At 74.3% G+C, this 26,015-nt stretch carries 22 protein-coding genes; 10 read left to right on the top strand and 12 right to left on the bottom strand.

The window, feature by feature from the left end:
- Nucleotides 1-12 precede the first annotated feature (12 nt).
- The 3 genes from ABT299_RS13840 to ABT299_RS13830 all read left to right on the top strand — a co-directional run bounded on the left by ABT299_RS13840 (nucleotide 13) and on the right by ABT299_RS13830 (nucleotide 4,672).
- Nucleotides 13-1,407, top strand: a complete 1,395-nt coding sequence (locus ABT299_RS13840) for an SWIM zinc finger family protein (RefSeq protein ID WP_500250967.1) — start codon at nucleotides 13-15, stop codon at nucleotides 1,405-1,407.
- Nucleotides 1,404-4,052: a hypothetical protein gene (locus ABT299_RS13835; RefSeq protein ID WP_500250966.1), complete on the top strand. Its 2,649-nt coding sequence runs from the start codon at nucleotides 1,404-1,406 to the stop codon at nucleotides 4,050-4,052. The genes ABT299_RS13840 and ABT299_RS13835 overlap by 4 nt, the downstream gene beginning before the upstream one ends.
- Nucleotides 4,053-4,126: 74 nt before the next feature.
- Nucleotides 4,127-4,672: a methylated-DNA--[protein]-cysteine S-methyltransferase gene (locus ABT299_RS13830; RefSeq protein ID WP_190865313.1), complete on the top strand. Its 546-nt coding sequence runs from the start codon at nucleotides 4,127-4,129 to the stop codon at nucleotides 4,670-4,672.
- A 34-nt stretch (nucleotides 4,673-4,706) separates the two neighbouring features.
- Here the strand turns inward: ABT299_RS13830 and ABT299_RS13825 are convergent, their stop codons facing one another.
- The 6 genes from ABT299_RS13825 to ABT299_RS13800 form a co-directional block, all read right to left on the bottom strand.
- A complete protein-coding gene (locus ABT299_RS13825; RefSeq protein ID WP_190865315.1) occupies nucleotides 4,707-5,621 on the bottom strand; it encodes an oxidoreductase in 915 nt (304 codons plus the stop codon).
- 133 nt (nucleotides 5,622-5,754) lie between these two features.
- Nucleotides 5,755-6,243 carry a glutathione peroxidase gene (locus ABT299_RS13820; RefSeq protein ID WP_190865317.1) on the bottom strand — a complete coding sequence of 163 codons (489 nt, stop codon included), beginning with the start codon at nucleotides 6,241-6,243 and terminating at the stop codon, nucleotides 5,755-5,757.
- Between the two features lie 63 nt (nucleotides 6,244-6,306).
- Nucleotides 6,307-6,468: a hypothetical protein gene (locus ABT299_RS13815; protein ID WP_190865319.1), complete on the bottom strand. Its 162-nt coding sequence runs from the start codon at nucleotides 6,466-6,468 to the stop codon at nucleotides 6,307-6,309.
- Nucleotides 6,469-6,636: 168 nt separating this feature from the next.
- On the bottom strand, nucleotides 6,637-6,795 hold the full coding sequence (locus tag ABT299_RS13810) for a hypothetical protein (protein WP_190865321.1): 159 nt from the start codon (nucleotides 6,793-6,795) through the stop codon (nucleotides 6,637-6,639).
- 113 nt (nucleotides 6,796-6,908) lie between these two features.
- Nucleotides 6,909-7,205 (bottom strand): hypothetical protein, encoded by a 297-nt coding sequence (locus ABT299_RS13805; protein WP_190865323.1) that lies wholly within the window; start codon nucleotides 7,203-7,205, stop codon nucleotides 6,909-6,911.
- A 62-nt stretch (nucleotides 7,206-7,267) separates the two neighbouring features.
- A complete protein-coding gene (locus tag ABT299_RS13800; RefSeq protein ID WP_387023772.1) occupies nucleotides 7,268-8,380 on the bottom strand; it encodes an LCP family protein in 1,113 nt (370 codons plus the stop codon).
- 206 nt (nucleotides 8,381-8,586) lie between these two features.
- Between ABT299_RS13800 and ABT299_RS13795 the strand changes: the two genes are divergently transcribed.
- The 3 genes from ABT299_RS13795 to ABT299_RS13785 all read left to right on the top strand — a co-directional run bounded on the left by ABT299_RS13795 (nucleotide 8,587) and on the right by ABT299_RS13785 (nucleotide 12,842).
- A complete protein-coding gene (locus ABT299_RS13795) occupies nucleotides 8,587-10,602 on the top strand; it encodes an ABC transporter ATP-binding protein (RefSeq protein WP_500250965.1) in 2,016 nt (671 codons plus the stop codon).
- 78 nt (nucleotides 10,603-10,680) lie between these two features.
- The gene (locus ABT299_RS13790; RefSeq protein ID WP_500250964.1) at nucleotides 10,681-11,976 is read left to right on the top strand and encodes a VWA domain-containing protein; all 1,296 of its coding nucleotides are present in this window, start codon (nucleotides 10,681-10,683) and stop codon (nucleotides 11,974-11,976) included.
- A 2-nt stretch (nucleotides 11,977-11,978) separates the two neighbouring features.
- Nucleotides 11,979-12,842, top strand: coding sequence for a hypothetical protein (locus ABT299_RS13785; RefSeq protein WP_500250963.1), 864 nt, complete (start codon nucleotides 11,979-11,981; stop codon nucleotides 12,840-12,842).
- Here ABT299_RS13785 and ABT299_RS13780 read toward each other — a convergent pair.
- Nucleotides 12,833-16,435, bottom strand: coding sequence for an AAA family ATPase (locus ABT299_RS13780; RefSeq protein ID WP_500250962.1), 3,603 nt, complete (start codon nucleotides 16,433-16,435; stop codon nucleotides 12,833-12,835). The genes ABT299_RS13785 and ABT299_RS13780 overlap by 10 nt on opposite strands.
- A gap of 190 nt (nucleotides 16,436-16,625) precedes the next feature.
- Between ABT299_RS13780 and ABT299_RS13775 the strand changes: the two genes are divergently transcribed.
- Entirely contained in the window at nucleotides 16,626-17,060 is a 435-nt protein-coding gene (locus ABT299_RS13775) for an anti-sigma factor antagonist (protein ID WP_190865333.1), read from the top strand.
- Nucleotides 17,061-17,090: 30 nt separating this feature from the next.
- Here ABT299_RS13775 and ABT299_RS13770 read toward each other — a convergent pair whose 3' ends face one another.
- The 5 genes from ABT299_RS13770 to ABT299_RS13750 all read right to left on the bottom strand — a co-directional run bounded on the left by ABT299_RS13770 (nucleotide 17,091) and on the right by ABT299_RS13750 (nucleotide 22,975).
- Nucleotides 17,091-17,885 (bottom strand): SGNH/GDSL hydrolase family protein, encoded by a 795-nt coding sequence (locus ABT299_RS13770; RefSeq protein ID WP_387023783.1) that lies wholly within the window; start codon nucleotides 17,883-17,885, stop codon nucleotides 17,091-17,093.
- A gap of 158 nt (nucleotides 17,886-18,043) precedes the next feature.
- A complete protein-coding gene (locus ABT299_RS13765) occupies nucleotides 18,044-18,661 on the bottom strand; it encodes a GTP-binding protein (RefSeq protein WP_190865387.1) in 618 nt (205 codons plus the stop codon).
- Nucleotides 18,662-18,701: 40 nt separating this feature from the next.
- Nucleotides 18,702-19,148, bottom strand: coding sequence for a DUF742 domain-containing protein (locus ABT299_RS13760; RefSeq protein ID WP_190865335.1), 447 nt, complete (start codon nucleotides 19,146-19,148; stop codon nucleotides 18,702-18,704).
- A gap of 30 nt (nucleotides 19,149-19,178) precedes the next feature.
- Nucleotides 19,179-19,631, bottom strand: a complete 453-nt coding sequence (locus ABT299_RS13755; RefSeq protein WP_151544491.1) for a roadblock/LC7 domain-containing protein — start codon at nucleotides 19,629-19,631, stop codon at nucleotides 19,179-19,181.
- Nucleotides 19,628-22,975, bottom strand: a complete 3,348-nt coding sequence (locus ABT299_RS13750; RefSeq protein ID WP_500250961.1) for a nitrate- and nitrite sensing domain-containing protein — start codon at nucleotides 22,973-22,975, stop codon at nucleotides 19,628-19,630. The genes ABT299_RS13755 and ABT299_RS13750 overlap by 4 nt, the downstream gene beginning before the upstream one ends.
- A 422-nt stretch (nucleotides 22,976-23,397) precedes the next feature.
- Between ABT299_RS13750 and ABT299_RS13745 the strand changes: the two genes are divergently transcribed.
- Genes ABT299_RS13745 through ABT299_RS13735 form a run of 3 tightly spaced genes read left to right on the top strand, consistent with a single transcriptional unit; the run spans nucleotide 23,398 to nucleotide 25,957 of the window.
- Nucleotides 23,398-24,384 (top strand): ABC transporter substrate-binding protein, encoded by a 987-nt coding sequence (locus tag ABT299_RS13745; RefSeq protein WP_190865339.1) that lies wholly within the window; start codon nucleotides 23,398-23,400, stop codon nucleotides 24,382-24,384.
- Nucleotides 24,381-25,157, top strand: a complete 777-nt coding sequence (locus tag ABT299_RS13740; protein ID WP_190865341.1) for an ABC transporter permease — start codon at nucleotides 24,381-24,383, stop codon at nucleotides 25,155-25,157. The genes ABT299_RS13745 and ABT299_RS13740 overlap by 4 nt, the downstream gene beginning before the upstream one ends.
- Nucleotides 25,154-25,957 carry an ABC transporter permease gene (locus tag ABT299_RS13735; protein WP_190865343.1) on the top strand — a complete coding sequence of 268 codons (804 nt, stop codon included), beginning with the start codon at nucleotides 25,154-25,156 and terminating at the stop codon, nucleotides 25,955-25,957. The genes ABT299_RS13740 and ABT299_RS13735 overlap by 4 nt, the downstream gene beginning before the upstream one ends.
- Nucleotides 25,958-26,015: the final 58 nt, after the last annotated feature.

Genomic DNA, 26,015 nt, shown 5'->3' with positions numbered 1-26,015 from the left:
CCTTGTGGAGGCATGGCGAGCAGCGCGACGGCGGCACAGGCGTACTCCTACACGCGTCCCTCCGGGCTGGACGGCGGCCTTCTCGGGCTGTCGACGTCCGGAGGGACGACGAGCGGCGGGCCGCAGGCCCACCCGCACTTCTTCAGCGGGGTGCTCACCCAGGCGGCGCCGGCCGCGGCGGGGCTGATCGCGCTGGCCGACGTGGCGCGGACCCGGTACTTCCAGCCGCGCCCCACCGGCTTCCGCGACCCGGTGGTCACCTGCAACGGCGACCGGCTGCGGATGGAGTCGTTCTCCGCGTGCGGCGGCGTGTACGCGCGGCTGGACGTGCTGGAGCCGGCGCTGGACGGCGACGTCCTGGCGCGCGGCACCACGAACGTGGACGTCAACGGGCCGCTGCGGGAGGCGCTCGCCCGCGTCGGCGGGTCGGACCCGCTGCACCTGGCGGTGGGCGCCGACGAGCTGGCGGTGACCACGCTGGACGGCGCGGTGGTGGAGAAGAAGGTGCCGCTGCCGGAGCGGTGGCTGCGGGGGTTCGCCGAGGTCCAGGTGATCACCGCCGGGTTCGACCCGCGGGCCGAGCTGCGGGGCCCGGACGCCGTGCGGTTCCTGCGGTCGCTGCCCGCCCGCTCGCGCGGGGCGCTGTGGGCGGCGCCGGCCGGCCGGACGCTGCGGCTGTCGTCGCGCCCGGCCCCGGGGGCGGTGTGCCTCGCCGGGCCCGACCGGCTGCGGACCATGCTGCCGCTGCTGCGGTTCGCCCGCGCGCTGCGCGCCTACGGGCCCCCGGCCACCGCCGCGAGCGGGCCCGCGGCGAGCGTGTGGGAGCTGGAGCTGCCCGGCATGCGCTACTTCCTGACGCTGTCGCCGGAGCCGTCGCGCGGCTTCTCCGGGGAGGGCGCCGTCCTCGGCGCCCTGGCGACCGACGAGGCCGCGGGCGACGCCGACCTGATCGGCGCGCTGCTGTCGTTCGAGCCGCGCGTGGACCCGGACCTGCTGTCCGAGCGCTCCGGGCTCCCGCCCGGCCGGACGAAGGCGGCGCTGACCCAGCTCGGGACGTCCGGCCGGGTCGGCTTCGACACCGCCGAGGCCGCCTTCTTCCACCGGGAGCTGCCCTACGACCCGGCGCTGGTGGCGGGGCTGAACCCGCGCCTGCGGTCGGCGCGGGCGCTGGTCGCGGACGGCGCCGTGAGGTTCACCGGCGACGCGGCGGCGGTCGTGACGACCGACGGCGGCGAGCGGCTCGTCCGGTTCGAGGAGGACCGTACCACCTGCACGTGCCCGTGGTGGTTCGATCACCGGGGCGAGCGCGGCCCGTGCAAGCACGTCCTCGCGGCCACGATCGTCCGGCGCGACGGCCGGACGGTGGCCGGCCTGGGCACCGCCGTGGACGCGGAGGCGGCGCGATGAGCTGGGACGGGATCCGGGCGGCGATCGACGCCAAGGACGCCGGCCGGGTGATCGCGCTGGTCTCCCGGCTGGACGCGGCGGGGCGCAAGGAGGTCGCCGGCCGGCTGCCCGGCAGGCTGAAGGAGATGCGCGACACGACCCGGTTCGGGGACCTGGAGAGGGGCTTCCACCGGCCGCTGATGCTGGCGGGCGCGGGCACGATCGGCGGGGCCGCCGCGGCGGCGGCATGGCTCTGCCGCCGCGAGTTCGACTCGTGGTGGCTGCGCTCCCAGGGCCCGCAGCTGCGCAAGGACCTGGACAAGGTCACCGCGGGCCGTCCCGCGGAGTGGCGCGCCGACGTCGGCCGCCGCATCGCCGAGCGCATCCGGGTGACGGACTTCGCGGAGGAGGTGCTCCCGCGGTGGCACATGGCGGCGGGCCTCACCCTGTCGGCGGGCGCGGAGCCGCCGGCGGCCGACGGGTTCGTCGTGATGTGGGCGAGCGGCGGCGCCGACACCCGGGCGCTCGCCGACGACCCGTTCCTCGACGCGCTCGTCCCCCGGCTGTTCGAGGCGGACGGCGTCGGCGCGGCCCTCGCGTTCGACCGGAGCGGCGCGGAGTGGGACCGGGAGCGCAGGACCTTGGCCGGCGCCCTGGCCGACCTGGCCGCCACCGGGCGGATCGCCCGCGAGACGCTGATCGACGGCTGCGTCCGGCGGTTCCTGCGCGGCGGCACGCCGCACGAGCTGCGCTGGTTCGTGCAGCTGCACGAGCTCCTGGAGCCCACGGACGACGAGGTGGTCGCGCGCGTGCGCGACTACGCCCGGCTGCTGCCGGCCGCGCCCTCGACGGTCGCGGACCTGGCGCTGCGGGCCGTCCGCCGGGCCGACGAGCTGGAGCGGGTCGACGGGCCGCTGTTCGAGGAGGCGGCGGGCGCGGTGCTGTTCCGGCCGGAGGCCAAGCTGGTCCGGGCCGGGCTGACCTGGGCCGACCGGACCGCGCGCAAGCGCGGCCGGGTGGACGCCACGCTCCGCGCGGTCACCGCCGTCTTCTCCTGCGACTCCCTCGACCTGCGGGAACGCGCCGTCAAGATCGCCGCCAAGCACGCGGGCAAGGCGTCCGCGGAGGCGGGCGAGGAGGTCCGCACCGCGGCCTCGGCGCTGCAAGGGCCGCTCCGCGAGACGATCGCCGCCGCGTACGGCGAGGTGGAGTCCGACGCCCCGGCGGTGCCCGGTCCCCCGCCGTTCGTGCCGCGCGAGACGCCCGCGCCGATCGCGTCCCCCGCCGAGATGGCGGCGGAGTTCGACGCCCTGCTGCGCACCGAGCATCCGGACTGGCTCGCGGTGGAACGCTTCCTGGCCGCGCTCGTCGCGTTCGCCCACGAAGACACCGACGCCGCCCGCGACGCCCTGCGCCCCGTGGTGGCCCCGATGCCGTGGCTGATCGACCCGGACGCCTCGTTCGGCGCTCACCACGAGGCGAACTGGCCGCTCTGGGCCGTCCGGTCCCTGTTCGTCGCGAAGGCGCCCAACCGGCTTGTCGAAGCGCTCGCCTCGTTCGTCAAGGGCTGGGCGCGCAAGGGGGCGACCGTCTTCGATCCGCAGATGGACCGGTTCCTCGCCCTGCGCGGCCGGGAGATCGCCGCGTCCGTGGGCAAGGCGCCCGTGCTGCTGGCGGCCCCGACCACCGCCGGCGGCCTGATCGATCCGGTGGTGCTCGTCGAGCGGCTCGAGAGGCTGGAGGCGGCGGGCGCCGAACCAGGGCGGGCGGAACTGGCGCAGGCGATGCTCCGCGTCCCGCGCGAGATCGACGCCGCGGCCGCCGCCCGGGCCGGGAATTTGCGGTCGCCGGCCGGGCGAGCGATGGCCGCCTGGCTCGCCGCGGGCCCGCCGGCCGACCCGGACGTGCGGTGCGAGGTGCTCGAGAAGCCGATCGCGACCGTCGGCGACCGCGAACTCCGCCTCCCGTCCCGGATCCTCTCCGTCGTCTCCATGCCCGGGGACTCCGACGTCGCGCGCCTGTGCGCCTTCCCCGAGGAGGGATGGCGGGACTTCGGGCGGCCGTCGTACCGCTCGTCCTTCGCGTGGTGGCCGGGCATCACGCCGTCGCATCGGGAGATCGCCGCGGCGCACCTCGCCCCCTACCAGGTGTGCCTGACCGATGAGAACCAGGCGCAGGGCGCGACGGTGCTCGCCCTCGCCGAGGCCGACGGGCCCGCCGGCGCCGCCACCGGGACGCTGCTCGCCCTGACGCTGGCCAACCGGCACGAGCGTCACCGCGCCGACGCGGTCGAGGCCCTCCTCGCGCTGAGCGCGCGCGGCGTCCTGCCCGCCGCGGAGGCCGGCGTCGCGGTCGGCCGGCTCGCGGCCTTCGACCGGATCAAGCTCGGCAGGGTGGTCAAGGCGCTCACCACCGCCGCGGACGCGGGCGCGCTCGCGGACGTCTGGACGCTGGTCACCACGGCGCTCCCCGAGCTGCTTCCCGCGCCCGGCGAGCGCGCCCCGGGCGGCCTTCCCGACCTGCTGGCGCTCGGGACCCGGACCGCCGAGACGATCGGCGCGCGCGGCACGGTCCCCGCGTTGGAGGCCGCCGCCGGGCGGGGCGGGTCCAGCCGGCTGGTGAAGGAGGCCGGCCGGCTGCACCGGACCCTCGCGGCCGCAACCTGACGGGCCGCCGCGGTGTTGATGAGAATGTCGGACTCGGATGGCAGGCTGGACGGACCGGAAGGGAGCGCCCGACGATGACCGAGACACTCGCGTTCGGCACGGTCGACACCGTGCTGGGACGGCTGCTCGTGAGCGAGACCGAGTCGGGGATCGTGTCGCTGGACTTCCGCGACACCCCGGCGGCGCGCGAGCGGGCCGCCCGCAAGACGGGCCTGCCGGTGGTGGACGCGCCCGGCCGGCTCGACCCGGCGCTCGCGGCGCTCCGCGACTACTTCGCCGGCGACCTGAAGACGTTCGAGCTGCCGATCGACTGGCGGCTCACGGGCGACGTCCAGCGGCAGGTGCTCACCACGCTGTACGAGACCGTCCCCTACGGGCGGACGATCACCTACGGCGAGCTGGGCGACCGCAGCGGCACCGGCGTGCACGCCCAGGTGATCGGGCAGGTGATGGGAAGCAACCCGATCCCGCTGATCGTGCCGTGCCACCGCGTGGTCGCCTCGAACGGGATCGGCGGCTACAGCGGCGGTTCCGGCGTCGAGGTCAAGCGCTGGCTGCTCACGCTCGAAGGCTCGATCCCCGCCACCCTCGACTGGGACATCGCCAGCCCGCCGCGCTAAGCCGAGGCCGCCGCGCTAAGCCGAGCCCGGAGCGCTAAGCAGAGGCCGGGGCGTACTCGACGCCGGTGAGGGCCTCGGAGACCCGCCAGAGCCGGTCGCCCAGGCCGGCCTTGGCGGCCTGCGGCGGCGTGAACACCTTGACGGGGCTGCCGCGGAACTGCAGGAGGCGCGGGCCGTAGCAGGCGCCGCCCTCGACGTCCGGCGCCGTCGCGGCGTACAGGGAGGGCAGCGCCCCGGCGGCGGCGGGCTGCGCCACCACGGCGTTACTGACGACCATCGCCTTCTCCATGACGGAGTTGCCGGCCATCTTCGGGCCGGCCTCCTGGAGGTTGGTGGCGGCGTAGCCGGGGTGGGCGGCGACGCTGGTGACCTCGGGGACGCGGCGGTCCAGCTCGCGGGCGAAGACGAGGTTGGCGAGCTTGGCCTGGCCGTAGGCGCCCCACTTGCTGTAGCGGCGCTCGCCGTGCAGGTCGTCGAAGCGGAACCGGCCGCTCCACGCGAATCCGGACGTCACCGTGACGACGCGGGCGGCCGCGGCGGCGCGCAGCGCGGGCAGCAGCAGGCCGGTGAGCGCGAAGTGGCCGAGGTGGTTGGTGCCGAACTGCATCTCGAAGCCGTCGGCGGTGGTGCGGCGCGGGAGCGCCATGACGCCCGCGTTGTTGACCAGGATGTCCAGCGGCGCCTCGCCGTGCCGGGCGGCGAACGCGCGGACCGACGCGAGGTCGGCGAGGTCGAGGGCGCCGAGGACGACGTCGGCGCCGGGCGCGGCGGCCCTGATCCGGTCGAAGGCGGCCTGGCCGCGTTCGGCGCTGCGGCAGGCCAGCACGACGGACGCGCCGTGCCGGGCGAGCTGCAGCGCCGTGTGGTAGCCGATGCCGCTGTTGGCCCCGGTGACGATCGCCCGCCGGCCCTGCAGATCGGGGATGTCGGCCGCCGTCCACCCGCTCATGCGCACCTCCACGTTCTGACGCGACCTCACAAGTTAGACGCCCCATGTAATAGCGACAACCCGTGTGGCGCGATTCACAGTGCCGGCGGCGGATCGGGATCGATGGGGCGCGGCCGGCGCCTCCGGGGGCGTCTCAGGCCGGAAGGTTCTTCTCGATGGCGGCGACGACGTCGGCGGACTCCGGCTCGGTCTGCGGCGCGAACCGGGCGGCGACCGCGCCGTCCGGGGCGATCAGGAACTTCTCGAAGTTCCACCGGATGTCGCCGGTGTGCCCCTCGGCGTCGGGGGTGCCGACGAGGCCCTCGTACAGCGCGTGCCTGCCGTCGCCGTTGACCTCGATCTTCTCGGTCATCGGGAAGGTGACCCCGTAGGTCGCCGAGCAGAACTCCGCGATCTCCTCGGCGCTACCCGGCTCCTGGCCCATGAACTGGTTGCAGGGGACGCCGAGGACGGTGAAGCCGCGCCCGGCGAACCGCTCCTGCAGCCGCTCCAGGCCGGCGTACTGCGGGGTCAGGCCGCACTTGGAGGCGACGTTGACGACGAGCACGGCCTTGCCCCGGTACTGTCCGAGGTCCGCGGAACCGCCCCGCAGACCCTCGATCTCCACGTCATAGAAGGACATGTGGCCGATCCTAGGCGATCACCCCCGGCCCGCACCGCCCGGATCGCATCCGCAGGCGGAGGGTCACGGGGACAGGTCCAGGCTGCTCACGAACGAGGAGACCTGATCACCCGCCCTTCCCAGCTGCGTGAACGCGTTGTTGACGAAGCCGGCCGCGTCCCGGGGTGAGCTCAGCAGGTAGAAGATGACGAAGGCGATGGCCACATAGCGGAGGTTCTTCTTCATCCGTACGCCGTCCCTGTTGTAGCGCAGCGACACATTGACCCGATCCAATGATGCCCAGCCGCGTCTGCTCGCAAAGCGGGATTTTACTGTGACGCGGGGGAGAGCGCTTGCTTGCCGCGCGCGAAAAAGCCCCGCACCCGCCGCGGGTACGGGGCCTGGGAGCGGTTCCTAGTTGGGTATCGCGCTCATGAACTGCGACAACGACTCGGCCGCGGTCCCCAACCCGCTCAGGGCGTTGTTCACCAGATTCGCCGCCCCCTCCGGCCTGCTGATGACATACCACGCAACGAAGGCGATAGAGGCCACCTTCAGATGTTTCTTGTTCACGTCAACCACCCTCTGCGATCGGATGCCTACGGAGTGTAGTTCCCAAGGGTGGCCGCACGGAGATCAAGGCAGGGCAAAGTCGGGGTCAGGTCCGCTTGACCGCGGACGCGGGCTCAGCCGCCGTGCTCGGTGAGGTACTCGATGTAGAAGGGCCGGAGGGCGTCGGCCATCTCGCCCTGCCCGGCGTGCGTGAACTCGCGCAGCAGCGACAGCCCGTGGAGGAGGTCGAACTCGGCGCGGTCGACCTCGCCGGTGGCTGCGGCGGCGGCCGGGATGGCGCGCAGCAGGTCCCACAGGAAGCCCACGTCGTGCCGCTCCTTGGCGCGTTCCATCGCCCGGTCGTGGAGCTCCTTGGACGACAGGGTCGACAGGTCGTCCTGCTTTCCGTCCTCAGACGTCACATCCGCCATGGACCGACTCTATGCCACGCCCGCGCCCGGTCGGGGCCCGCGGGCCCCGACCGGCGCGCGGCTCACTTCTGGACGAGGTCGGACGGGATGGGCTGCCCCTGCTTCAGCGCGCCGAACAGCTCGGACGCCTTGGTCCTGTCCCAGGTGATGTAGGCGCCGACGCTCGGCGAGGACCCGGTGCCGCCGATCGGGACGGTCGTCGTCACGCCGCCGTTGGACACGCCGCGCATCGCCCACATCATCCGCACCAGGTCGTACAGGTGGTCGCCGTCGTCCACGAGGAAGTTGCTGGTGGAGTGCAGGGCGAGCGGGACGCTGCGGAACGGGTTGAGGAGCGTCGCCGGGCTCGAACTCTTCTTCATCAGCGCGCCGAAGAACTGCCGCTGGTGCTCGACGCGCTCCAGGTCGGCGCGGGCGTAGTGGCGGCTGCGGACGTAGCCGAGCGCGTCGCTGCCCTTGAGGTTCTGGCAGCCGGCCTTCAGGTCGATCCCGGCCTTGGGGTCCTTGAGGTCCTCCTTGACGCAGATGTTGACGCCGCCGACGGCGTCCACCACGCCCACGAACCCGTTGAACCCGATCTCCGCGTAGTGGTCGATGTGCACGCCCGTCGCCTTCTCCACCGTCTGCGCCAGCAGCTTCGGCCCGCCGAACGCGAACGCCGCGTTCAGCTTGTTGGAGCCGTGCCCCGGGATGGGGACGTAGGAGTCGCGCGGGAGGCTGACGAGGGACGTGCCGCCCGCGCCGTAGTGCAGCAGCATCATCGAGTCGGTGCGCCGCCCGGCCGCGTAGCCGGTGTGGAGCTTCTTCTGGGCCGCCTTGTCCAGGCCCTTGCGGCTGTCGGAGCCGACGATCAGCCAGTTGGTGCCGGGGGTGTCGGCGACCCGTCCCGGGTAGTCGACGAGGACCGACTCCCGTTCCAGCCGCGAGTCGAGGTAGAAGTAGCCGCCGACGATCAGCAGGACGAGCACGGCGGCGATCACGCCGAGGATCCGGGGCCAGCGGCGCCGCCTGCGGCGGCGCGCCGGCGGGCCGCCCGCCGGCCCGTCGGGGTACACCCGGCCTCCGGCGAGCTGGTCGCCCGCGTACGGATCGTCGTACGGGTCGCCGTACGCCTCCCGCCCGTAGGCGGCGTGCTGGTGCTCCGCGCGTACGGAGTCGTGCCTGTCGCGGGCCACGCCGTCGTCCTTCCTCCGTGTCCGGCCACCGGGCCCGGCCGCCGGTCATGCCGTAGACCCTAGACAAACGCGCGGAGTGCCGCGTCCATCCGGCGCATGATTGTCCACACCTCCAAATCACCGCGTTATGTGACATGTGAAGCGGACAGCGTCCCCCTTAAGGCGCACACTGCCCTTCGATGGCACAAACGCGCGGAGGGCGGCGCATGGGTGCGAGGCTGCGCATCGCCCGGAGGTTCCCGCTGCTCGCACGCCGGCGGCGCCGGCCGGATCCGACCGGCGCCGGACCCGACGACCTGTCCGAGTCGCAGCTGCCGGAGCTGTCGGCGCACGTGTGGCACGCCAAGGACGGCGAGCTCGCCGAGACCGGGATGGGCACCATGGCCCGACGGCTCCCCGCGGTGATCGCCCAGGCGGCCGGGCTGGCCTGGCGCGCGAGCCGCGCCGACACGGCCGCGACGATCTCCCTCAACCTCGCGGCCGGGCTGTTCACCGCGTTCGGGCTGCTGGCCACGACCGGCGTGCTCACCGCCCTGTTCGCCGCCGGGCCGACGCCGGGCCGGGTCCGCGACGCGCTGCCGTCGCTGGCGCTCGTCGCGGGCTCGGTGGCGCTGCGGTCGGGCCTGCAGGCCGCCGCCGGCTGGACGCAGGCCCGCCTCCAGCCGCAGGTGCAGCGGCTGGTCGAGCTGCGGCTGTACGAGGCGACCACGGCCGCGGACCTGACCGCCCTCGACGACTCGGCGTTCCTGGACGACCTGCAGCGCGCCGAGACCCGCGGGATGAGCGCGGCGCCCCAGGTCGTCCAGCACGCCGTGGACGTGCTGACCGGCGCCGTCGGGATGGTCGCGGCCGCCGGGACGCTCGGCGTGCTGCACCCGCTGCTGCTGCCGCTGCTCCTGCTCACCGCGGTCCCGGAGGGCTGGGCGTCGGTGCGCAGCGCCCGGATGCGGTACGAGACGATGCTCGCGCTGGTCGGCGTCGCCCGGCGCAAGTGGATCCTGTCCGACCTGATGACCGAGCGGCGGCACGCCGCCGAGGTCCGCGCCTTCACCATGCGGCCGTTCCTGCTCGGCGAGTACGACCGGTTCGCCGCCTACCAGCGCCGCGTCGAGCTCGGCCTGGCCCGGCGGCAGACCTACGTGAAGATCACCGGGGACGCGCTGAAGGGCGTCGCGACCGCCGGCGTCTACGTCGCGCTCGGGGTCATGCTGTGGCAGGGGTGGGTGCCGCTGGCCGTCGCCGGCACGGCCGTCCTGGCGATCAGGAGCGGGCAGACGTCCCTGGCGAACCTCGTGTTCGCGGTCAACCAGTGCTACGAGGAGGGCCTGTACTTCGGCGACTACCTCGCCTTCTGCGACGCGGCGGAGGCCCTGATCCCGCGCCGCGCCCTCGCGGCGCCGCCCGGCCCCGGCCCCCGGGCCGAGCGGCCCGTCCTGCCCGCCGCGTTCGACCGGATCCGGGTCCGGGACGTCACCTTCACCTATCCCGGCTCCGACGCCCCGTCGCTCAACGGCGTCTCGCTGGAGATGCGCCGCGGCGAGGTCGTCGCGCTCGTCGGCGAGAACGGGTCCGGCAAGACCACCCTCTCCCGGATCATGGCCGGGCTCTACGACCCCGACGGCGGCGAGGTCCGCTGGGACGACGTGTCCCTCGCCGACGTCCCCCAGGACGAGGTGTGGAGCCGCGTCGCCGTCATCGCGCAGGAGTACACGCACTGGCCGATGACCGCCCGGCAGAACATCACCATGGGCCGCGGCCCCGACCGCCGCCCCGGCGAGCCGGAGGACCCCGCCGTGCTGGCCGCCGCCCGCGCGTCCGGCGCCGAGGAGGTCGTCGCGGACCTCGCCCGCGGCTACGACACGCTCCTGGACCGCCGCTTCCGGGGCGGCGCCGAGCTGTCCGGCGGGCAGTGGCAGCGGCTCGCCGTGGCCCGCGGCTTCTACCGGGACGCGCCGCTGCTGATCTGCGACGAGCCCACCGCCAGCCTCGACGCCCGCGCCGAGCACCTGCTGTTCGACAGGATCCGCGACCACGCCGCCGGACGCACCGTCCTGCTCATCACCCACCGGCTCGCCAGCGTCCGCTACGCCGACCGGATCTACGTGCTGGAGCACGGCAAGATCACCGAGGAGGGGGACCACGCGGCCCTGATGGCGGCCGGCGGGCTCTATGCCGACCTCTACGGCCTGCAAGCCGCCGCCTACCGGGTGGAGGACGTCTGACCTCGGCCTCCGCCCGGCGCCGGACCGGAGTATCTGATCTTGGTCCCGCGGGCCGTCCGGCGTCATTAGGATCCTCCGGTGATCATCAGACGACCCCTCGCCGGCGGCTGCCTGCTCGCCCTCGCGGCCGCCTTGACGATGTCCGGGGCGCCCCCCGTCGCCGCCGACGACGGCGGCACCGCGGAGCCGCCCAAGGTGGAGCTCGTGCTCGACGTGAGCGGCTCCATGCGCGCCCGGGACATCGACGGGCTCAGCCGCATCGCCGTCGCCCAGCGGTCCTTCGGCGAGGTGGTCGACGCCCTGCCCGCCGAGACGCAGCTCGGCATCCGGGTGCTCGGCTCGCAGTACCGCTTCCCCGGCAGCCCCAAGTCCGTCGGATGCCGCGACACCCGGCAGATCGCCCCGGTCGGGCCGGTGAACAAGGTCGAGGCGAAGGCCGCGATCGCGACGCTGCGCCCCACCGGCTGGACACCGATCGGGCTCGCGCTCCGCGCGGCGGCCAGGGACCTCGGAACCGGCGAGACGACGCGGCGGATCGTCCTCATCACCGACGGCGAGGACACCTGCTCGCCGCCCGACCCCTGCGACGTGGCCCGCGAGCTGGCCGCCCAGGGGACGCACCTGGTCGTGGACACCCTCGGGCTCACCCTGGACGCCAAGGTCCGGCAGCAGCTCACCTGCATCGCCGACGCCACCGGCGGGACGTACACGGCCGTCCGGCACCAGCAGGACCTGACCGGCCGGCTCAACCAGCTCGTCCAGCGGGCCGGCACGACCTACAAGCGGACCCCGCGCGCGGTCGACGGGGGCGCGGGGTGCGCCGACGCCCCGGTGCTCTCGCCCGGCGTCTACACCGACCGGGAGAGGTTCGGCGAGCACCGCTGGTACCGCGTGGTGGTGGCGCCGGGTCAGGAGCTGCGCGCCTCCGTGAGCGTCTCGCTCGACCGCCGGCTCAACCCCGACTACGGGGTGCTGCTGCGCGCGGTGTCCCAGGACGGGCAGGAACTCGTCCGCGGCACCGACGCGGGCAGCGGGCGCACCGACGTGCTCTCCACCGGCCTGCGCTGGTCGGACCAGAAGAAGGACGGGGCGGACGCGTCCGCGTCCCCCTCGCCGGACGGCGGGACCGGCGGGGACCCGGTCTGCATGGTGGTCAGCAACTCCTTCTCCGCTCCCGGCGCGGTGCGGGCGGCGGCGCCCGGCATGCCGGTGGAGCTGACCGTCGACCTGGTGCCGTCCTCGGACGCCCCGGGCGGCCCCGACCTCGGCCGCGGCTGGCTCCTCCTTGTCGTGCTCACCGTGACCGGCCTCGCCGCCGGTCTGATCATCGGATGGCTCGCCCGCTGGCGGATCGCCGTCTGGAAGGAGAACTGACCGTGCGCGCCACCCCCCGCCTCGCCGGATCCCTGCTCGCCGGCTCCGCCGCCGGCGGCCTCCTCCTTCTCCTCGCCGCCGGGCCGGCCGCCGCCGGCGGAGGCTCGCCCAGCCCCCGCCCGACGGTCGGCACGGCCGGGACGTCCTTCCTGACGGCCACCGTCGTGGAACCGGGACAGCCGGTCCGGGTGTCCGCGTCGACCGGCGACCACCTGTACTGGTCGTTCGCGGCCTCCGCCGGGCAGACCGACCGCGTCACCGTGACCGTCACGCTGCCGCCCGCAGCGAGCCGGCACGGCGCCGCGACGTACACGGCCGACGTCTTCGACGGACTGCGCCGCCGCCAGGCGTGCACGGCCGGTCCGCAGAACGCGACCGCCGCCGCGGGCGCGGCGAGCGTCCGGCTCCGCTGCACGCTGCGGCAGATCCGCGCGTGGGCCGAGCCGTGGTCGGACGACCCGCTGCCCGGCACCTACTACCTGCGCCTGTCGGCGACCAGCCTGCCCGAGCAGGACCTCGGGCAGCGGATCCAGGCGGACGTGAGGATCAGCGCGCGGAACGGCGACGCGCAGCCGGCCGGGGCGAAGCTGAAGTCGCCGCTGTCCCCGGCCGTCAACCCGGGGGCGACCCTCCCGCCGGGCGCCGCGCCGGAGGCGTCGCCGTCCGCGGCCAGTTCGGCGCCGAAGCCGTCCGAGCGCGTCAAGGGCTGGTTCTCCTGGCCGTCCAGCCGGTGGTGGTGGACGCTCGGCGGCGGGGTCCTGGCCGCCGTCGCCGCCGTCGGGGGGTACAACCTGACCCGCCACCCGCGCCACTGGTTCTCCCCGCGGCGCTCCCCCGCGGGGCCGGGCCGGAACGGTCAGATGTAGGGGCCGAAGGCGTTGGCGCCCGTGTCCTCCGGGGGCGTCTCGGGGAGGTCTTCCGGGCGCAGGAGGCGGACCTCGGCGGGGTCGATGGCGGCGGGGTCCGCGTCGTGGGCGGCGGTGATGCGCTGCGCCTGCCGGGACACCGCCGCGTCCAGCAGGTTCCGGACGAGGCGGGCGTTGCCGAACGAGGAGCCGCGCGGCTGGGCGGCGACGATCCGGCGCAGCGCGCCCGGGACCCCGGGGTCCAGCGTGAGGCCGGCCGTCGCCGCCATCAGCTCGAAGATCGTGACGAGCTCGTCGTCGGAGTAGTCGGGGAAGCGCAGGACCTGCGGGAAGCGCGACTCCAGGCCCGGGTTGGACTTCAGGAAGCGCTCCATCTCCGCGTCGTAGCCCGCGACGATGACCACCAGGTCGGCGCGGTGCTCCTCCATCAGCCGCAGCAGCTCGGCGATCGCCTCGTGGCCGAAGTCGCGCTGGTCGCCGCCGCCCGCCGAGGTCAGCGCGTACGCCTCGTCGATGAACAGCACGCCGCCGAGGGCCCGCTCGACCGCGCTCCGCACCCGGGGCGCGGTCTGCCCGATGAACTCGGCGACGAGGTCGGCGCGGGTCACCTCGACCAGGTGCCCGGACGACAGCAGGCCGAGCCGGGCGTACACGGCCGCGATCAGCCGCGCGATGGTCGTCTTCGCGGTGCCCGGGTTGCCCATGAACACCATGTGCCGGGTCGGGGCGGTCAGCGGCACGCCGGCGTCGCGGCGCATCTGCTCGGCGCGGGCCTCGGCGACCAGCGCGTCCACCTGCCGCTTGATCTCCTTGAGCCCGATGAGCCGGGCGATCTCGCCGAGCGGGTCGGAGGAGACGTCGCCGCCGGCGCGGGCGAGGGCGTCGGGGACGTCCTCCAGGAGGATCTCGTCGAGCGACTCGGTCTCGTCGACGACGCCGTCGGCGAGCACCCGGCGGCCCTGCATCGCGACCGCCCGGTCCAGCAGGTTGATCATGATGCGGGCGTTGCCGAAGCCGTTGTCGCGCGGCGCGGCCTGGGCGAGCGAGCGGACCTTGTCGAGGACGCCGGGGGCGAGCGCGAACCCGCCGTCGGCGGCCTTGCCCGCGAACACCTGCACCAGCTCGTCGTCGGTGAGGTCGGGGAAGTGGACGGTGCGGGGGAACAGCGCGGCGAGGTCGGGATGGGACTTCAGCAGCCCGTTCATCTCCGCCTGCGGCCCGGTCAGCACGACCACCAGGTCGTCGGCGTGCGCCTGGACGGTCGTGAGGAGCACGTCCAGGACCTCGCGGCCCCGAACGGCGTCCACCGCCGCCGCCGCGACGAACGCGTGCGCGTCCCGGACGACCAGGACCCCGCCGAGCGCCTGCTCGACGGCGCGGCGCACCCGCAGCACGCTCTCGGTGGCGTACTCGCCGAGCAGGTCGGCGCGCTCCACCTCCACCATGTGCCCGGACGACAGCACGCCGAGCCCGGCGTAGATCCGGCCGAGGATCCGCGCGACCTTGGTCTTGCCGGTGCCGGGGTTGCCGGTGAACACCAGGTGCCGGGGGCGCGCGGCGAGCGCCATGCCCGCCTCGCGGCGCAGCCGGGCCGCCTTGGCCTCGGCGACCAGCGCGTCCACCTCCCGCTTGACCGGCGCGATGCCGGCGCAGGCGGCGAGCTCGGCGAACGGGTCGGTCTCGGCGGGCCGGCCCGGGATGAGCCGCTGCGGCAGGTCGGCGGCGGTCACCTCCGGGACGTCCCGGTCCCCGCGGGCCCGCGCGGACGCGACGCACTGCGCCGCGGTGTGCTCCGCCAGCCGCGCGCCGCGCAGGTTCAGCAGCGGCGGCGTCCGGCTGAGCAGCACACCGGCGGTCGCGGCGACCTCGTCCGGCACCACGGCGCCCCGCGCGCGCACGGCGCGGGTGAACAGCTCGGCGAAGTCGTCCTCGGCGAAGTCGTGCGTGCGGGCCACGTCGAACGCCCGGACGAGCGCCGGGTTGGCGTCGAACAGCCGCCGGTCGCCCCCGGGGCGGCACAGCGCGACGACGTCCAGGCGCGGTGAGCGCGCCATGAGCCGGCGCAGCTCCTCGACCGCCGCGGCGCCGCAGCGCTCATAGGAGACCAGCCGCTCCAGGTCGTCGACGACCAGCAGCATCCGGCCCTCGACGCAGTCGCGGACGCGGGCCTGCAGCCACAGCGCCGCGTCGCTCACGCCGAGCGAGGCGAACACCTGGTCGGAGACCCACAGCGCCTCGCGGACGGCGCCGCCCGCGGCCAGCCGCCGCTCCAGCAGCTCGACGGCAGTGCCCTTGCCGGTGCCCTCCGGGCCGGCGATCAGCAGCCGGACGGGCCGCTCCCCCGCCAGCCGCGCCGCCAGCGCGTCCCGGACGGCCCGCGCCAGCTCGGGCTGCCCGACCAGCTCGTCGCCCGGCTCGTCCTGCGCCGGGCCGTCCTGGGCGCCCTCGCCCCGCCCGGACGGATCTTCCGGGCGGGCCTCGCCCGGCGCCTCCGGGGAGAGCAGGCCGACCAGCGGGTTGACGACGCGGCGCGCCGCGAACAGCCTTCGCAGATCGGACTGGAACGGGCGCACCGGGACGCGGCAGCGCGGGCTCGTCGGCGCGTCCGGCAGGCCCTGCACGGCACCGGTGACGCGGACCGCCATGTCCAGCCAGGCCCGCGCCGCGTCCGCCTCCCCCGCGACCAGCCCGCGCGCCAGCCAGCCGCGCACGTCCTGCTGCCACGCCTCGACGGAGAACCCGGCGCGGACCGCGCGGAACCGCTCCTGAAGGTTCTCGTAGCGGTCGGCCCCGAGCGCGACCGCGAACTCCGCCGGGACGGCCGCCGCCTCGGCCGCCAGCAGCAGCTTCGCCAGCGCCGCGTCCGCGCCGTCGCCGTCCAGGACGGCCTCCGACAGCCGCGCGTGCGCCGCGTCGAGCCCGTCGCACGCCCAGCCGAGGTACCCGACGGGCCCGGCCAGCTCGGGCAGGACCGCCAGCTCCTCGTCGGTCAGCCCGGCCGTCCACACCTCCTCAAGCCGCTCCTGCGGGACCGTCAGGTCCAGCTCCCGCAGCTCCGGGTCGGCGGCCCGCCGGTCGAACAGGCCCGCGAGCGCCCGCCGGCGCCGCTCCAGCGGCTCCAGGCCGTCGAAGACGTCCAGGCCGTCGCGCGCCAGCTCCAGCATCACCGTCCGCAGCTCGCGGTCGTCTCCGGCCGGCTCGGGCAGCCACAGGCCCGGCGGGCGCCACCGCCCGCCCTGGGTGAACCACGCGACCGGCTCGCGGACGGCCGGCTCCGGCGTCGCCAGGAAGTCCGACAGCAGCTCGTAGTCGACGTCGCCGCGGGACCCGCCGCGCACCGCGGACGCGCCCAGCAGGAACGTCAGCAGCGACCACTGCTCGGCGCCCGCCGCGCTCGTCCCCTCCCCGTAGAAGTCGCTCAGCCGGCGCGGGAGCAGCGCCGCCCGGGGGTCGGCGTTGTAGGCGACCGCCCGCTCCCGCATGCGCTCGTAGAGCCCGTCGGGCACGCGCCACGGCCCGTGGGCGTACACGTCGAGCACGGGCTCCTCGGTGAGCAGCAGTTCGAGATGGTCCGGCAGCCGGGGGGAACGCACCTGGTCCTTCTCCTATGCGGCGGGGCGGGGACGTCACGTCTGGCAAGCACCCTACGACCCGGCGCGATCACGCACATCCCGTCGCGCCGGGTTGGCACACGGCCGCTCCTCGGCGATAGTTGTCATACGGAAAATAACCGCCGGGCGCCGCGCCCGGCGGCGCCCGGCCCCCGAGGAGGCGGAAACCCCCGTGCCACCGCTCGAAGTGACCGCCCGCTCGCACGCCGGACGCGCCGTCGTGCGCCTGCGCGGCGAACTCGACATCGCCGGCTCGGACGAGCTGCGCCGGCACCTGGAGGCCGCCCGCCGCGAGCACGGCGACCACCTCATCCTCGACCTCGCCGAGCTGGACTTCATGGACTCCCAGGGCCTGTCGGTCATCGTCGGCTGCTACAAGGCCGCCACCGCCGCCGGCGGCAGCCTCACCCTCGCCGGCCCGCGTCCGGTCGTCCGCCGCGCCCTGGAGATCACCGGCCTGCACCGCCGCATCCCCGTCCAGGCGTCGCTGGAGGCGGCCCTGTCCGCGCACGGAACCGCCGCCCCCAACCCCCCGCGCGGCGCCGCCGGCGGTGACGGCGAGCCCCCGGCCCCGTCGGGCGCGGCGCACGAGGCCCCCCGCGCCTAGCGCGCCCGCCCGGGAAACGTGGCCCTCGGGTCAGCCCGCCGTCTCCCGCGACCGCAGCTCCGTCGGGAGCGGCCGCTTCGGGCCGCGCCCGTCGCCGGACGAGCGCCCCGTCGCGCGGCGGCCGATCCACGGCAGCAGGTAGGCGCGGGCCCAGTGCAGGTCCTCGCGGCGCGAGGTGAGCCAGTCCACCGGGTCCAGCGGGGGCCACGGCTCGCGCCAGTCGTCCTTCACCGGGACGCCGACGACGCCCGCGACGACCAGCGCCATGCGGCGGTGCCCCTCGGGCGACAGGTGCAGCCGGTCCTCGTACCAGGCGCGCGGGTCGTTGAAGATCCGCAGCGACCACAGGTCGACGACCGAGCAGCCGCGGCGGTCGGCGATGGCGCGCAGATGCATGTTGTAGGTGGCGGCCTTGCCGCGGATGCGCGAGCCGCTGCGCAGCCCGCGGGTGTCGAACCCGGTGAAGATCACCACGCGGGAGCCGGTGGCGCGCAGCCGCCGGACCGCGTCGTCGAACACCACCGCGAGCGCGTCGGGGTCGGCGCCGGGGCGGATCATGTCGTTGCCGCCCGCACAGAACGTCACCAGGTCGGGGTTCAGCTCGACGGCGCGGGGCACCTGGTCGTCCACGATCTGCCGGACGAGCTTGCCGCGCACCGCGAGGTTCGCGTAGCGCAGGCCGGGGGTGTGCTCGGCGAGGTGCTCGGCGAGCCGGTCGGCCCAGCCGCGGAAGCGGTCGTCCTCGCCGGGGTAGGGGTCGTTCAAGCCCTCGGTGAAGCTGTCGCCGATGGCCACGTAGGTACGGATCTTCTCCGGTTCGTCCATCGCGGGCCCTGGCACTGGTTCAAAGTCGGTCACGTCAGACAATCATGCATCGTGCACACAATCTACGCGACCGTAACCATCCGGGATGTGGGACAGCCGACACCGGCCGGGCCCGCGGGTCGCGAGGCGCCGGATCCGGTCCGGGATCCGGCCCCGCGTCAGGTCCAGCTCGGCGACGCCGAGCCGAGCTGCCCGCCGGACGCGGCGGGCGGCGCGGGGGCGCCCGCCGGGGCGCCCGCGGCGTGCACCGACATCGCGTGCTGCACGAGCGTGATCAGCACCTGCTTCGTCGACTCGCGGCTGCGCGCGTCGCACTGCACGATCGGCACGTGGCCGCTGATCGACAGCGCCTCGCGGATGTCCTCGATCGCGTACTGGAACTCGCCGTGGAACCCGTTGACGCCCACGACGAACGGCAGGCCGAGCTCCTCGAAGTAGTCGACCGCCGCGAAGCAGTCCTCCAGCCGCCGGGTGTCGACCAGCACGACGGCGCCGATCGCGCCGCGGACCAGGTCGTCCCACATGAACCAGAAGCGGTGCTGGCCGGGGGTGCCGAACAGGTACAGGATCAGCTCGCTGTCCAGCGACACGCGGCCGAAGTCCATCGCGACCGTGGTGGTCGTCTTGTCCGGGACGGCCGACAGGTCGTCCACGTCGGCGCTGGCCGCGGTCATCACCGCCTCGGTGGTGAGCGGCATGATCTCCGAGACCGATCCGACGAAGGTGGTCTTGCCGACGCCGAACCCGCCGCCGACGACGATCTTCACCGAGGTCAGCTCCGCCTCGGGTCCGTGCGGCCCCGGGGGCGGGACCTGGTCAGAGCTTCCGAAGGCCACTGAGCACCCTTTCTAGCAAGCGGAGGTCCGGCTGGCCGCCGGCCGTCGTGGGGGTCGACTGGTGCAGGCGCAGCAGCCCTTCCATGGCCATGTCCGCGACGAGGACCCGGGCCACCCCGAGCGGCATCCGCAGCAGCGCGGACACCTCGGCCACCGAGCGGGCCGACCGGCACAGGTCCATGATCGCCCGGTACTCCGGGGTCAGCATGGCGACGTCGCGCGGCGGGTACGGCGCAGCCGTCACCAGGGCCTCGATCGCCAGGTCGTACCGCGGCTTGGTGCGCCCGCCGGTCACCGCGTAGGGGCGCACCAGCGAGCTGCTGTCCCCCTCGTCCCGCCCTCCGGGCCGGTCCTGCACCGAGCGCGGATCACCGGGCCAGCGCCCGGGACCTCCCGGACCGCCTCCGAAGGGACTGCCTCGATCCATGTCGCCGACCTCCGTCAGAGTCAGTCACGGTCAAAAGCGGGCGGGGCCGGCGCCCATCTCGGTCACCGAGGGGCCGCCGTACGGCTGCTGCTGCTGCTCCTGCGCGCGCAGCGCCGGCGTCAGCACCCGGCCCACCCGCTCGACCAGCAGCGTCATCTCGTAGGCCACGAGCCCGAGGTCGCAGTCGGGCGCCGCGAGCACCGCGAACACCGACCCGTTCGCGATGGACATCACGAACAGCAGGCCGCGGTCCATCTCCACGACCGTCTGGTTCACGCCACCCGCGTCGAAGATCTTCGCCGCGCCCTGGGTCAGGCTCATCAACCCCGAGGCGATCGCCGACAGCTGGTCCGCCCGCTCGGGCGGGAAGCCCGCGGAGTAGGCCATCGGCAATCCGTCGGAGGAGACCACGACGGCGTGCGCGACCTTCGCGACACGGTCCGCGAAGTTCGTCACCAACCAGTTGAGATCCTGCCCGCTCACCGGGTGCCTCCCGTCTCGCCGTCACCCTGTGACGGCACCTCACCTGACGTGCCCCCGCCACGAGCCTCGTTGCGGCCCCGATGGACGCCGCGCTGCAGGCTCGCGAAACGGTTGCGCACGACGTCGGCCGACTGGCCGGACGACTGCTGGTCCTGCACGGGCGCCCCCGGACGCGGCACCGGCTGCGTCCGGCCGCCGCCCGCGGGCGGCGCCGCCTGGGGCTGCTGCCCGCCCCCCGCGGCCGGCCGGTTGCCGACCGCCCCGGGGATGCGGTTCTTGCCGGGGACGCGCTTGGGCAGCCCGACCTGCGTGCGGCTGCCCGCGACGGGTTCGCGGATCGCCTCGGCGGCGCGGAAGCCCTCGTCCGCGGGGGACTCCCAGCCCTTGCCCGGATCCTCGGCCACGTCCCCTCCCGTCCGGCGCTGGAACCATTCCGACTGCATCGCATCGAAGATCGGCGAACGCTCGGGCACCCGCGGCGGCGGCTTCGCTCCGGCCGGCGCCGGCGGCTGATGCGCGGAGGGAGCGGGTTGATCATAACCGTTCCGCTCGTAGCCGTTCCGCTCGTAGCCGTTCTGCTCGTAACCCGACGGTTCGGGGACGCGGGGCTCCGGGACGGGCTCGCGGCGCCGCGGGTCCGCGGCGCGGCCACGGGCCGGCGCCCCGTTGCGGGAGCCGTCGGCGTACGGGCCCTCCCCGGCGACCTGCTCCAGCGGCCCGGTCTCCCAGGGGATCTGCTGGCGCCGGGAGCCCGGCTCGGGCACCACGGGCTGGGCCTCGGGCACCACGGGCTGCGGCCCGGTGTGCCGTCCGCCCCCGTCGCGGAACCCGTTGGCCGCGTCCGGGTAGCCGCCGCCCGCGTCCTGGTAGCCGTTGGGGGCGTCCTGGTAGCCGTTGGCGGCGTTCCGCGCCCGCTCGCTGGGCGGCTGGAAGACGTTGTCCTGCCGGCCGGCCTCGGCCTGCCGGCCGCGCAGCTGCGCGCCGGGACGGCGGACGGGCAGCTCGCCCGGCGGGCGCGAGCCCGGCGCCTCGCCGGCGCCGTACGGGTCGTTCGGCGGCGCGCCGTCCGCGGGCCGCGGCATGTCCGGCGGGACGACCGGCAGCGGGCCGGTGCCCGGGGCGGCGTGCGCTCCGGTGCCGGCGGCCGGGGTCAGCGGGCCCGTCGTCAGGGGCGACTGCGGTCCGGTGCCGTCGCCCGCGTGGAGGGGGCCGCCCATCATCGGCTGCGGCCCGGTGGCGCCGCGCAGCGGGCGCAGCGGGCCGGTGTGGCCGACCATCGGGTTGCCGCCGGTGCCCGCGCCGAATCCCGCGGCGGGCCCGAAGTCGTCCTGGCGGAAGCCTCCGCCGGCGGCGGGCGGCTCGGCGGCGGTGGTCGTGAGCGCGGCGAGCTGGCCCTGGCCACCGGTGTCGCGGGAGCCGAGGCCGCGGGCGCCGACGCCGGCGGGCTCGCCAGGGGTGACCGCGACGTCCGGCAGCACGACGAACGCGGTGAGCCCGCCGCCCTGCGCGGCCCGCAGCTCGACGCGGATGCCGTGCCGGACGGCCAGGCGGCCGACCACGAACAGGCCCATGCGGCGCGCGGCGGAGAAGTCGATGACGGGCGGGTTCGCCAGCCGCCAGTTGGCCTGCTCCAGCTCCTCGGGCGACATCCCGACGCCGTTGTCGGTGATCTGCAGCATGGAGCCGCCGCCGCTGAGCAGCTGCCCGGAGACGGTGACCTTGGTGTTCTCGGAGGAGAACACCAGCGCGTTCTCCACCAGCTCGGCGAGCAGGTGGACGAGGTCGTTGACGACGGGCCCGGCGACGGTCATGTCGCCCTGGACGCGCAGCGCGACCCGCTCGTACTGCTCGACCTCCGACAGCGAGGCGCGCACGACGTCGATCAGCGGGACCGGCTTGTTCCACCGGCGGGCCTGCTCCTGGCCGCCGAGGACCAGCAGGTTCTCGCAGTTGCGGCGCATGCGGGTGGCGAGGTGGTCCAGCCGGAACAGGCTGGACAGCTGCTCCTCGTCGCGCTCGCTCTGCTCCAGCTCCTCGATGAGCCGCAGCTGCCGCTCGATCAGCGACTGGCTGCGCCGCGACAGGTTGACGAACATCGCGTTGATGTTGCCGCGCAGGACGGCCTCGTCCGCCGCCAGCCGGACCGCCTCGCGGTGGACCTCGTCGAAGGCGCGGGCGACCTGGCCGATCTCGTCGGTGGAGTCGATCTCGATCGGCGCGACCTCGATGCCGCCGGCGGCCGCCTCGGGGTCGCGGAGCCGGTCGACCAGGCCGGGCAGCCGGCTGCTGGCGACCTCCAGGGCGCCGGTCTGCAGCCGGCGCAGCGGCCGCACCAGCGACCGCGCCACGATGATCAGCAGCACGAGGACGACGGCGAGGACGAGGAACAGCAGCGACCCGTCGCGGATCGCGGCGGTCCGCGCGTCGCTCTCGGCCGTGCCCGCCGAGCCGGCGAGGTCGGTGGCGATCTTCTGCTCGACGGTCCGCATCCGGTCGACCCGGACGCCGGCGTCGGACGTCCAGCCGCGCGCCGTGCGGGTGCTGAGCGGAACCTTCAGCTGCGAGCTCGCGTCGGCGAGGGCGAGCGTCTCCAGCCGGGTGACCTCGGCGCGGTCGAGCTCGGGGCCGGTGACGGTGTCCTCGTAGAGCCGCAGCTGGGCGGGGGTGGCGGAGCTGCGGAACGCGGTGATGCTGGTGTTCATCTCCGCGCGGGCGTCGTCGACGGCCGTGCGGTCGAGCGGCTCGAACCGGCCCGCCCACAGGGCGGAGGCGATGAGCGCGCGCTCGCGCGACGCGGCGTCCTTGGCGCGGGCGAGGTCGGCGAGCGCCAGGGCGCTCTGCGCGAGCTCGGGCGTCGGCGCGTCCTGCGAGACCAGCAGGTGGAAGTTGGCGAAGTCGTCGATGAACTCGGTGTACTTGTCGATGACCGGGCCGGGCGCCAGCCGGATCGCCAGGGTGCGCAGCGAGGCCAGCTCGTCGACGCGGTTGACGACATTGCCGATGGCCAGGCGCAGCGCTGCCGAGTCGGGCTTGACGGCGGAGGCGGCGGCGCGGACCTTGCCGGCCGCGGCGTCCGTGCGGGCCTGGTCGGCCTTGAGGGTCGCCGTGGTGACGGCGCGGTGGTTGGCCGCGTGCTCGGCCATCGCGTCGCGCTCGTTCTCCATCTCGTACGCGAGCGCGGTCAGTTGCTTACCGAGCGTAGCCATCTTCCCGGTGCGGCCGTAGGACTGGGCGTTGTCCATGGAGACCGAGACGCGGTAGCCGGCGAGGAGCGCCGCGACGACGGTGGGCACCGCGATGAGGGCGAACAGGCGCGTCGTCACCCGCCAGTTGCGCAGCTTCAAACGGCCTCCCAGCAAGCGTCTCTTCGGGGCGTCGACGCTGGCAGACGGGGCTTGCTCGGGGGACTGCGGGGCGCTGTCGGCCCCTTCGGCTTTCCGCACTGCCCTCCGCTACCTCTCAATGGGTCGTTCGCTCGCGGCGCACGGTGACCCGAATGCGATTCGGGTCGCGACGCCCGCTCCGCGCCACTGCGGGCGAGCGCGGAACATTGCAACACAGAGCCACCAACATGGCCAACCCGAATGATCACATAGGTCTGCACTTGTGATGCGGAGGATACGAATGTCACGGATTGTTTAGGTATGTTCACATAAACCGACGTAAAGCTCGCATCTCGCCCCCCAGGCGGGTCACCGTGCGCTACGCTCCCGCCTCGTTGAAAGATCAGCTTTCAGCCAACTCCCCCGCAAATGGAGCGTTGCTCATGTCTGCTTCCCACCGCCGTGCCGCCCTCGGTGGCGCGCTCGCCATCGCGGTAGCGCTCGCGGCCACCGCCTGCGGCGGCTCAGACGACAAGAAGTCGGCCAACGGCCTGGAGAAGTCCACGATCACGGTCGGCACGATGACGATCGCCGACACCGCGCCGTTGCAGATCGCGATCCAGAAGGGCCTGTTCAAGGCCGAGGGACTGACCATCAAGACCCGCGTCGTCAGCGGCGGCGCCGAGGCGATCCCGCTGCTCAAGGCCGGCCAGCTGGACATCACCTTCGGTAACTACGTCTCCCTGTTCACCGCCGCGTCCAAGGACCCGGGCTTCAAGCCCAAGGTCGTCGCGGAGGGCTTCCAGAGCGCCCCGAAGACGCACACCCTGATGGTCCGCAAGGACTCCCCCTTCCACACCATCAAGGACCTGGCCGGCAAGAAGATCGGCGTCAACACCAAGCACAACGTCAGCACGCTGCTGGTGCGCGCCGCCGCCAAGCCGCAGGGCGTCGACTTCGACGAGGACAAGAACTTCGTCGAGATCCCGCCGCCCAACATGGAGGCCTCGCTCAAGAGCAAGAGCGTCGACGCCGTCCAGGCGATCGAGCCGTTCGGCACGCAGATGCAGGAGGACATGGGCGCCCGCATGATCTCCGACCTGTCCAGCGGCCCGACCGCCGACTTCCCGATGGGCGGCTACGCCGCCACCTCGAAGTTCGCCGACAAGAACCCCAGGACCGTCGCGGCGTTCCAGCGCGCCCTGGTCAAGGCCGAGGGCATGGCCGCCGACCGCAAGCTCGTCCAGCAGACCCTGCCCACCTACGCCAAGGGCATCGACGCCAAGGTCGCCTCGACGATGAGCTACGGCTCCTACCCGACCTCCACGAGCGCGACCCGGCTCCAGCGGGTCGCCGACGTCATGCAGCAGTTCGGCTACATCCCCAACCGGATGGACGTCAAGCCGCTGCTGTTCTCGGCGAGTTCATGAACCCTCGCCGCATCGCCCTCGGCGCCGCCGGGGTGGTAGCGGTGGTCGCCGTCCTCGAGGCCGTCAGCCGTGCCGGCCTCGTGGACGACACCGCCCTCCCCCCGGCGTCGACCGTGCTGAGGGAGGCCGGCAAGCTCGCCGTCGACCAGGAGTTCCTGACCGACGTCGGCGCGACGGTGAAGGCGTGGCTGCTCGGGCTGCTGCTGGCGGTGGTGGTGGCGGTGCCGCTGGGCGTGCTGCTCGGCTCGGTGCCGCTGCTCGGCACCGCCTCCCGGGCCGTGGTCGAGCTGTGCCGGCCCATCCCGTCGGTCGCGCTGATCCCGCTGGCCATCCTGCTGTTCAGCTCGCCCGACCAGACGAAGATGTCGCTGGTCTTCTACGCCTGCCTGTGGCCCATCCTCGTCAACACGCTCTACGCGCTGCGCGACGTCGACCCGGTCGCCAAGGAGAGCCTGCGCAGCTTCGGGTTCGGGACGCCCGCGGTACTGCTGCGGGTGTCGCTGCCGAGCGCCGCCCCGTTCATCGCCACCGGCGTCCGCATCGCCGCCTCCGTCGCGCTCGTCGTCGTGATCAGCACCGAGCTGCTGGTCGGCGGGGACAACGGCATGGGGATCTATCTCAACGACACGCAGTCCGGCGGCGGCCAGACCGACGTGCTGCTGGCCGGCGCCTGCTGGGCCGGCGTGCTCGGGCTGCTCGCCAACGGCGTGCTGATCGGCCTCGAGCGCTTCGCGTTCCGCTGGCACACCGCCCGCGCGGAGGGGATCGCATGAGGGCGCTCAGACTGGGCCGCGGCCTCGCCGAGCGGATCTGGCTGGTCGCCGCCGCCGTCATCGCGTGGCAGGTCGTCACCAGCACGGTCGAGGAGACCTACTTCCCGCCGCCCACCAAGATCGTCGACGCGCTGCACGAGCTGTGGTTCTCCGGGCCGGCGTCGAAGCTGTTCCTCACCGACAAGGCCGTCGACGACTTCTCCAGCAGCCTCACGCACCTGTTCATCGGCTGGGCCGCCGCCGGCGCCGCCGGCGTGGTGCTCGGCACCGCGATCGGCCGCTCCACGGTCGCGCGCGACCTGCTGGACCCGGTGCTGCAGTTCCTGCGCGCCGTCCCGCCGCCCACCCTGCTGCCGTTCTTCATCGTGGTGTTCCAGATCGGCGCCACCATGCAGATCGTCACGATCGCGTTCGGGGTGGTGTGGCCGGTGCTGCTCAACACCGCCGACGGCGTGCGCACCGTGGACCCGCTCCAGCTGGAGACCGCCAAGGTCTTCGGCGTCTCCCGGTTCCGCCGGCTGCTGGTGGTCATCCTGCCCGCCGCCGCGCCGAAGATCTTCGCGGGGCTGCGGGTCGCGCTGTCGTTCGCGCTGATCCTGATGGTCATCTCCGAGATCGTCGGCAGCACGTCCGGGATCGGGGCGGAGCTGCTGAACGCCCAGCGCACGTTCGAGATGCCCGCCATGTGGGCCGGGATCGTCATGCTCGGCGTCCTCGGGCTGCTGTTCAACGGGCTGTTCATGCTGCTGGAGCGGCGGCTGCTGTCCTGGCACGCCGGCGCCCGCCGGCTGACGAGCTGATGCGCACGATGGAACCGGCGACGCCCGCCCCCACCACCACCCGGCCGCCGGCGGCGAC

It is taken from the genome of Spirillospora sp. NPDC000708 (assembly GCF_040299565.1).
Classification (GTDB): Bacteria; Actinomycetota; Actinomycetes; order Streptosporangiales; family Streptosporangiaceae; genus Spirillospora.
Note: the sequence above shows the minus strand (reverse complement) of the source record. Positions and strands in the feature narration are given on the sequence as shown.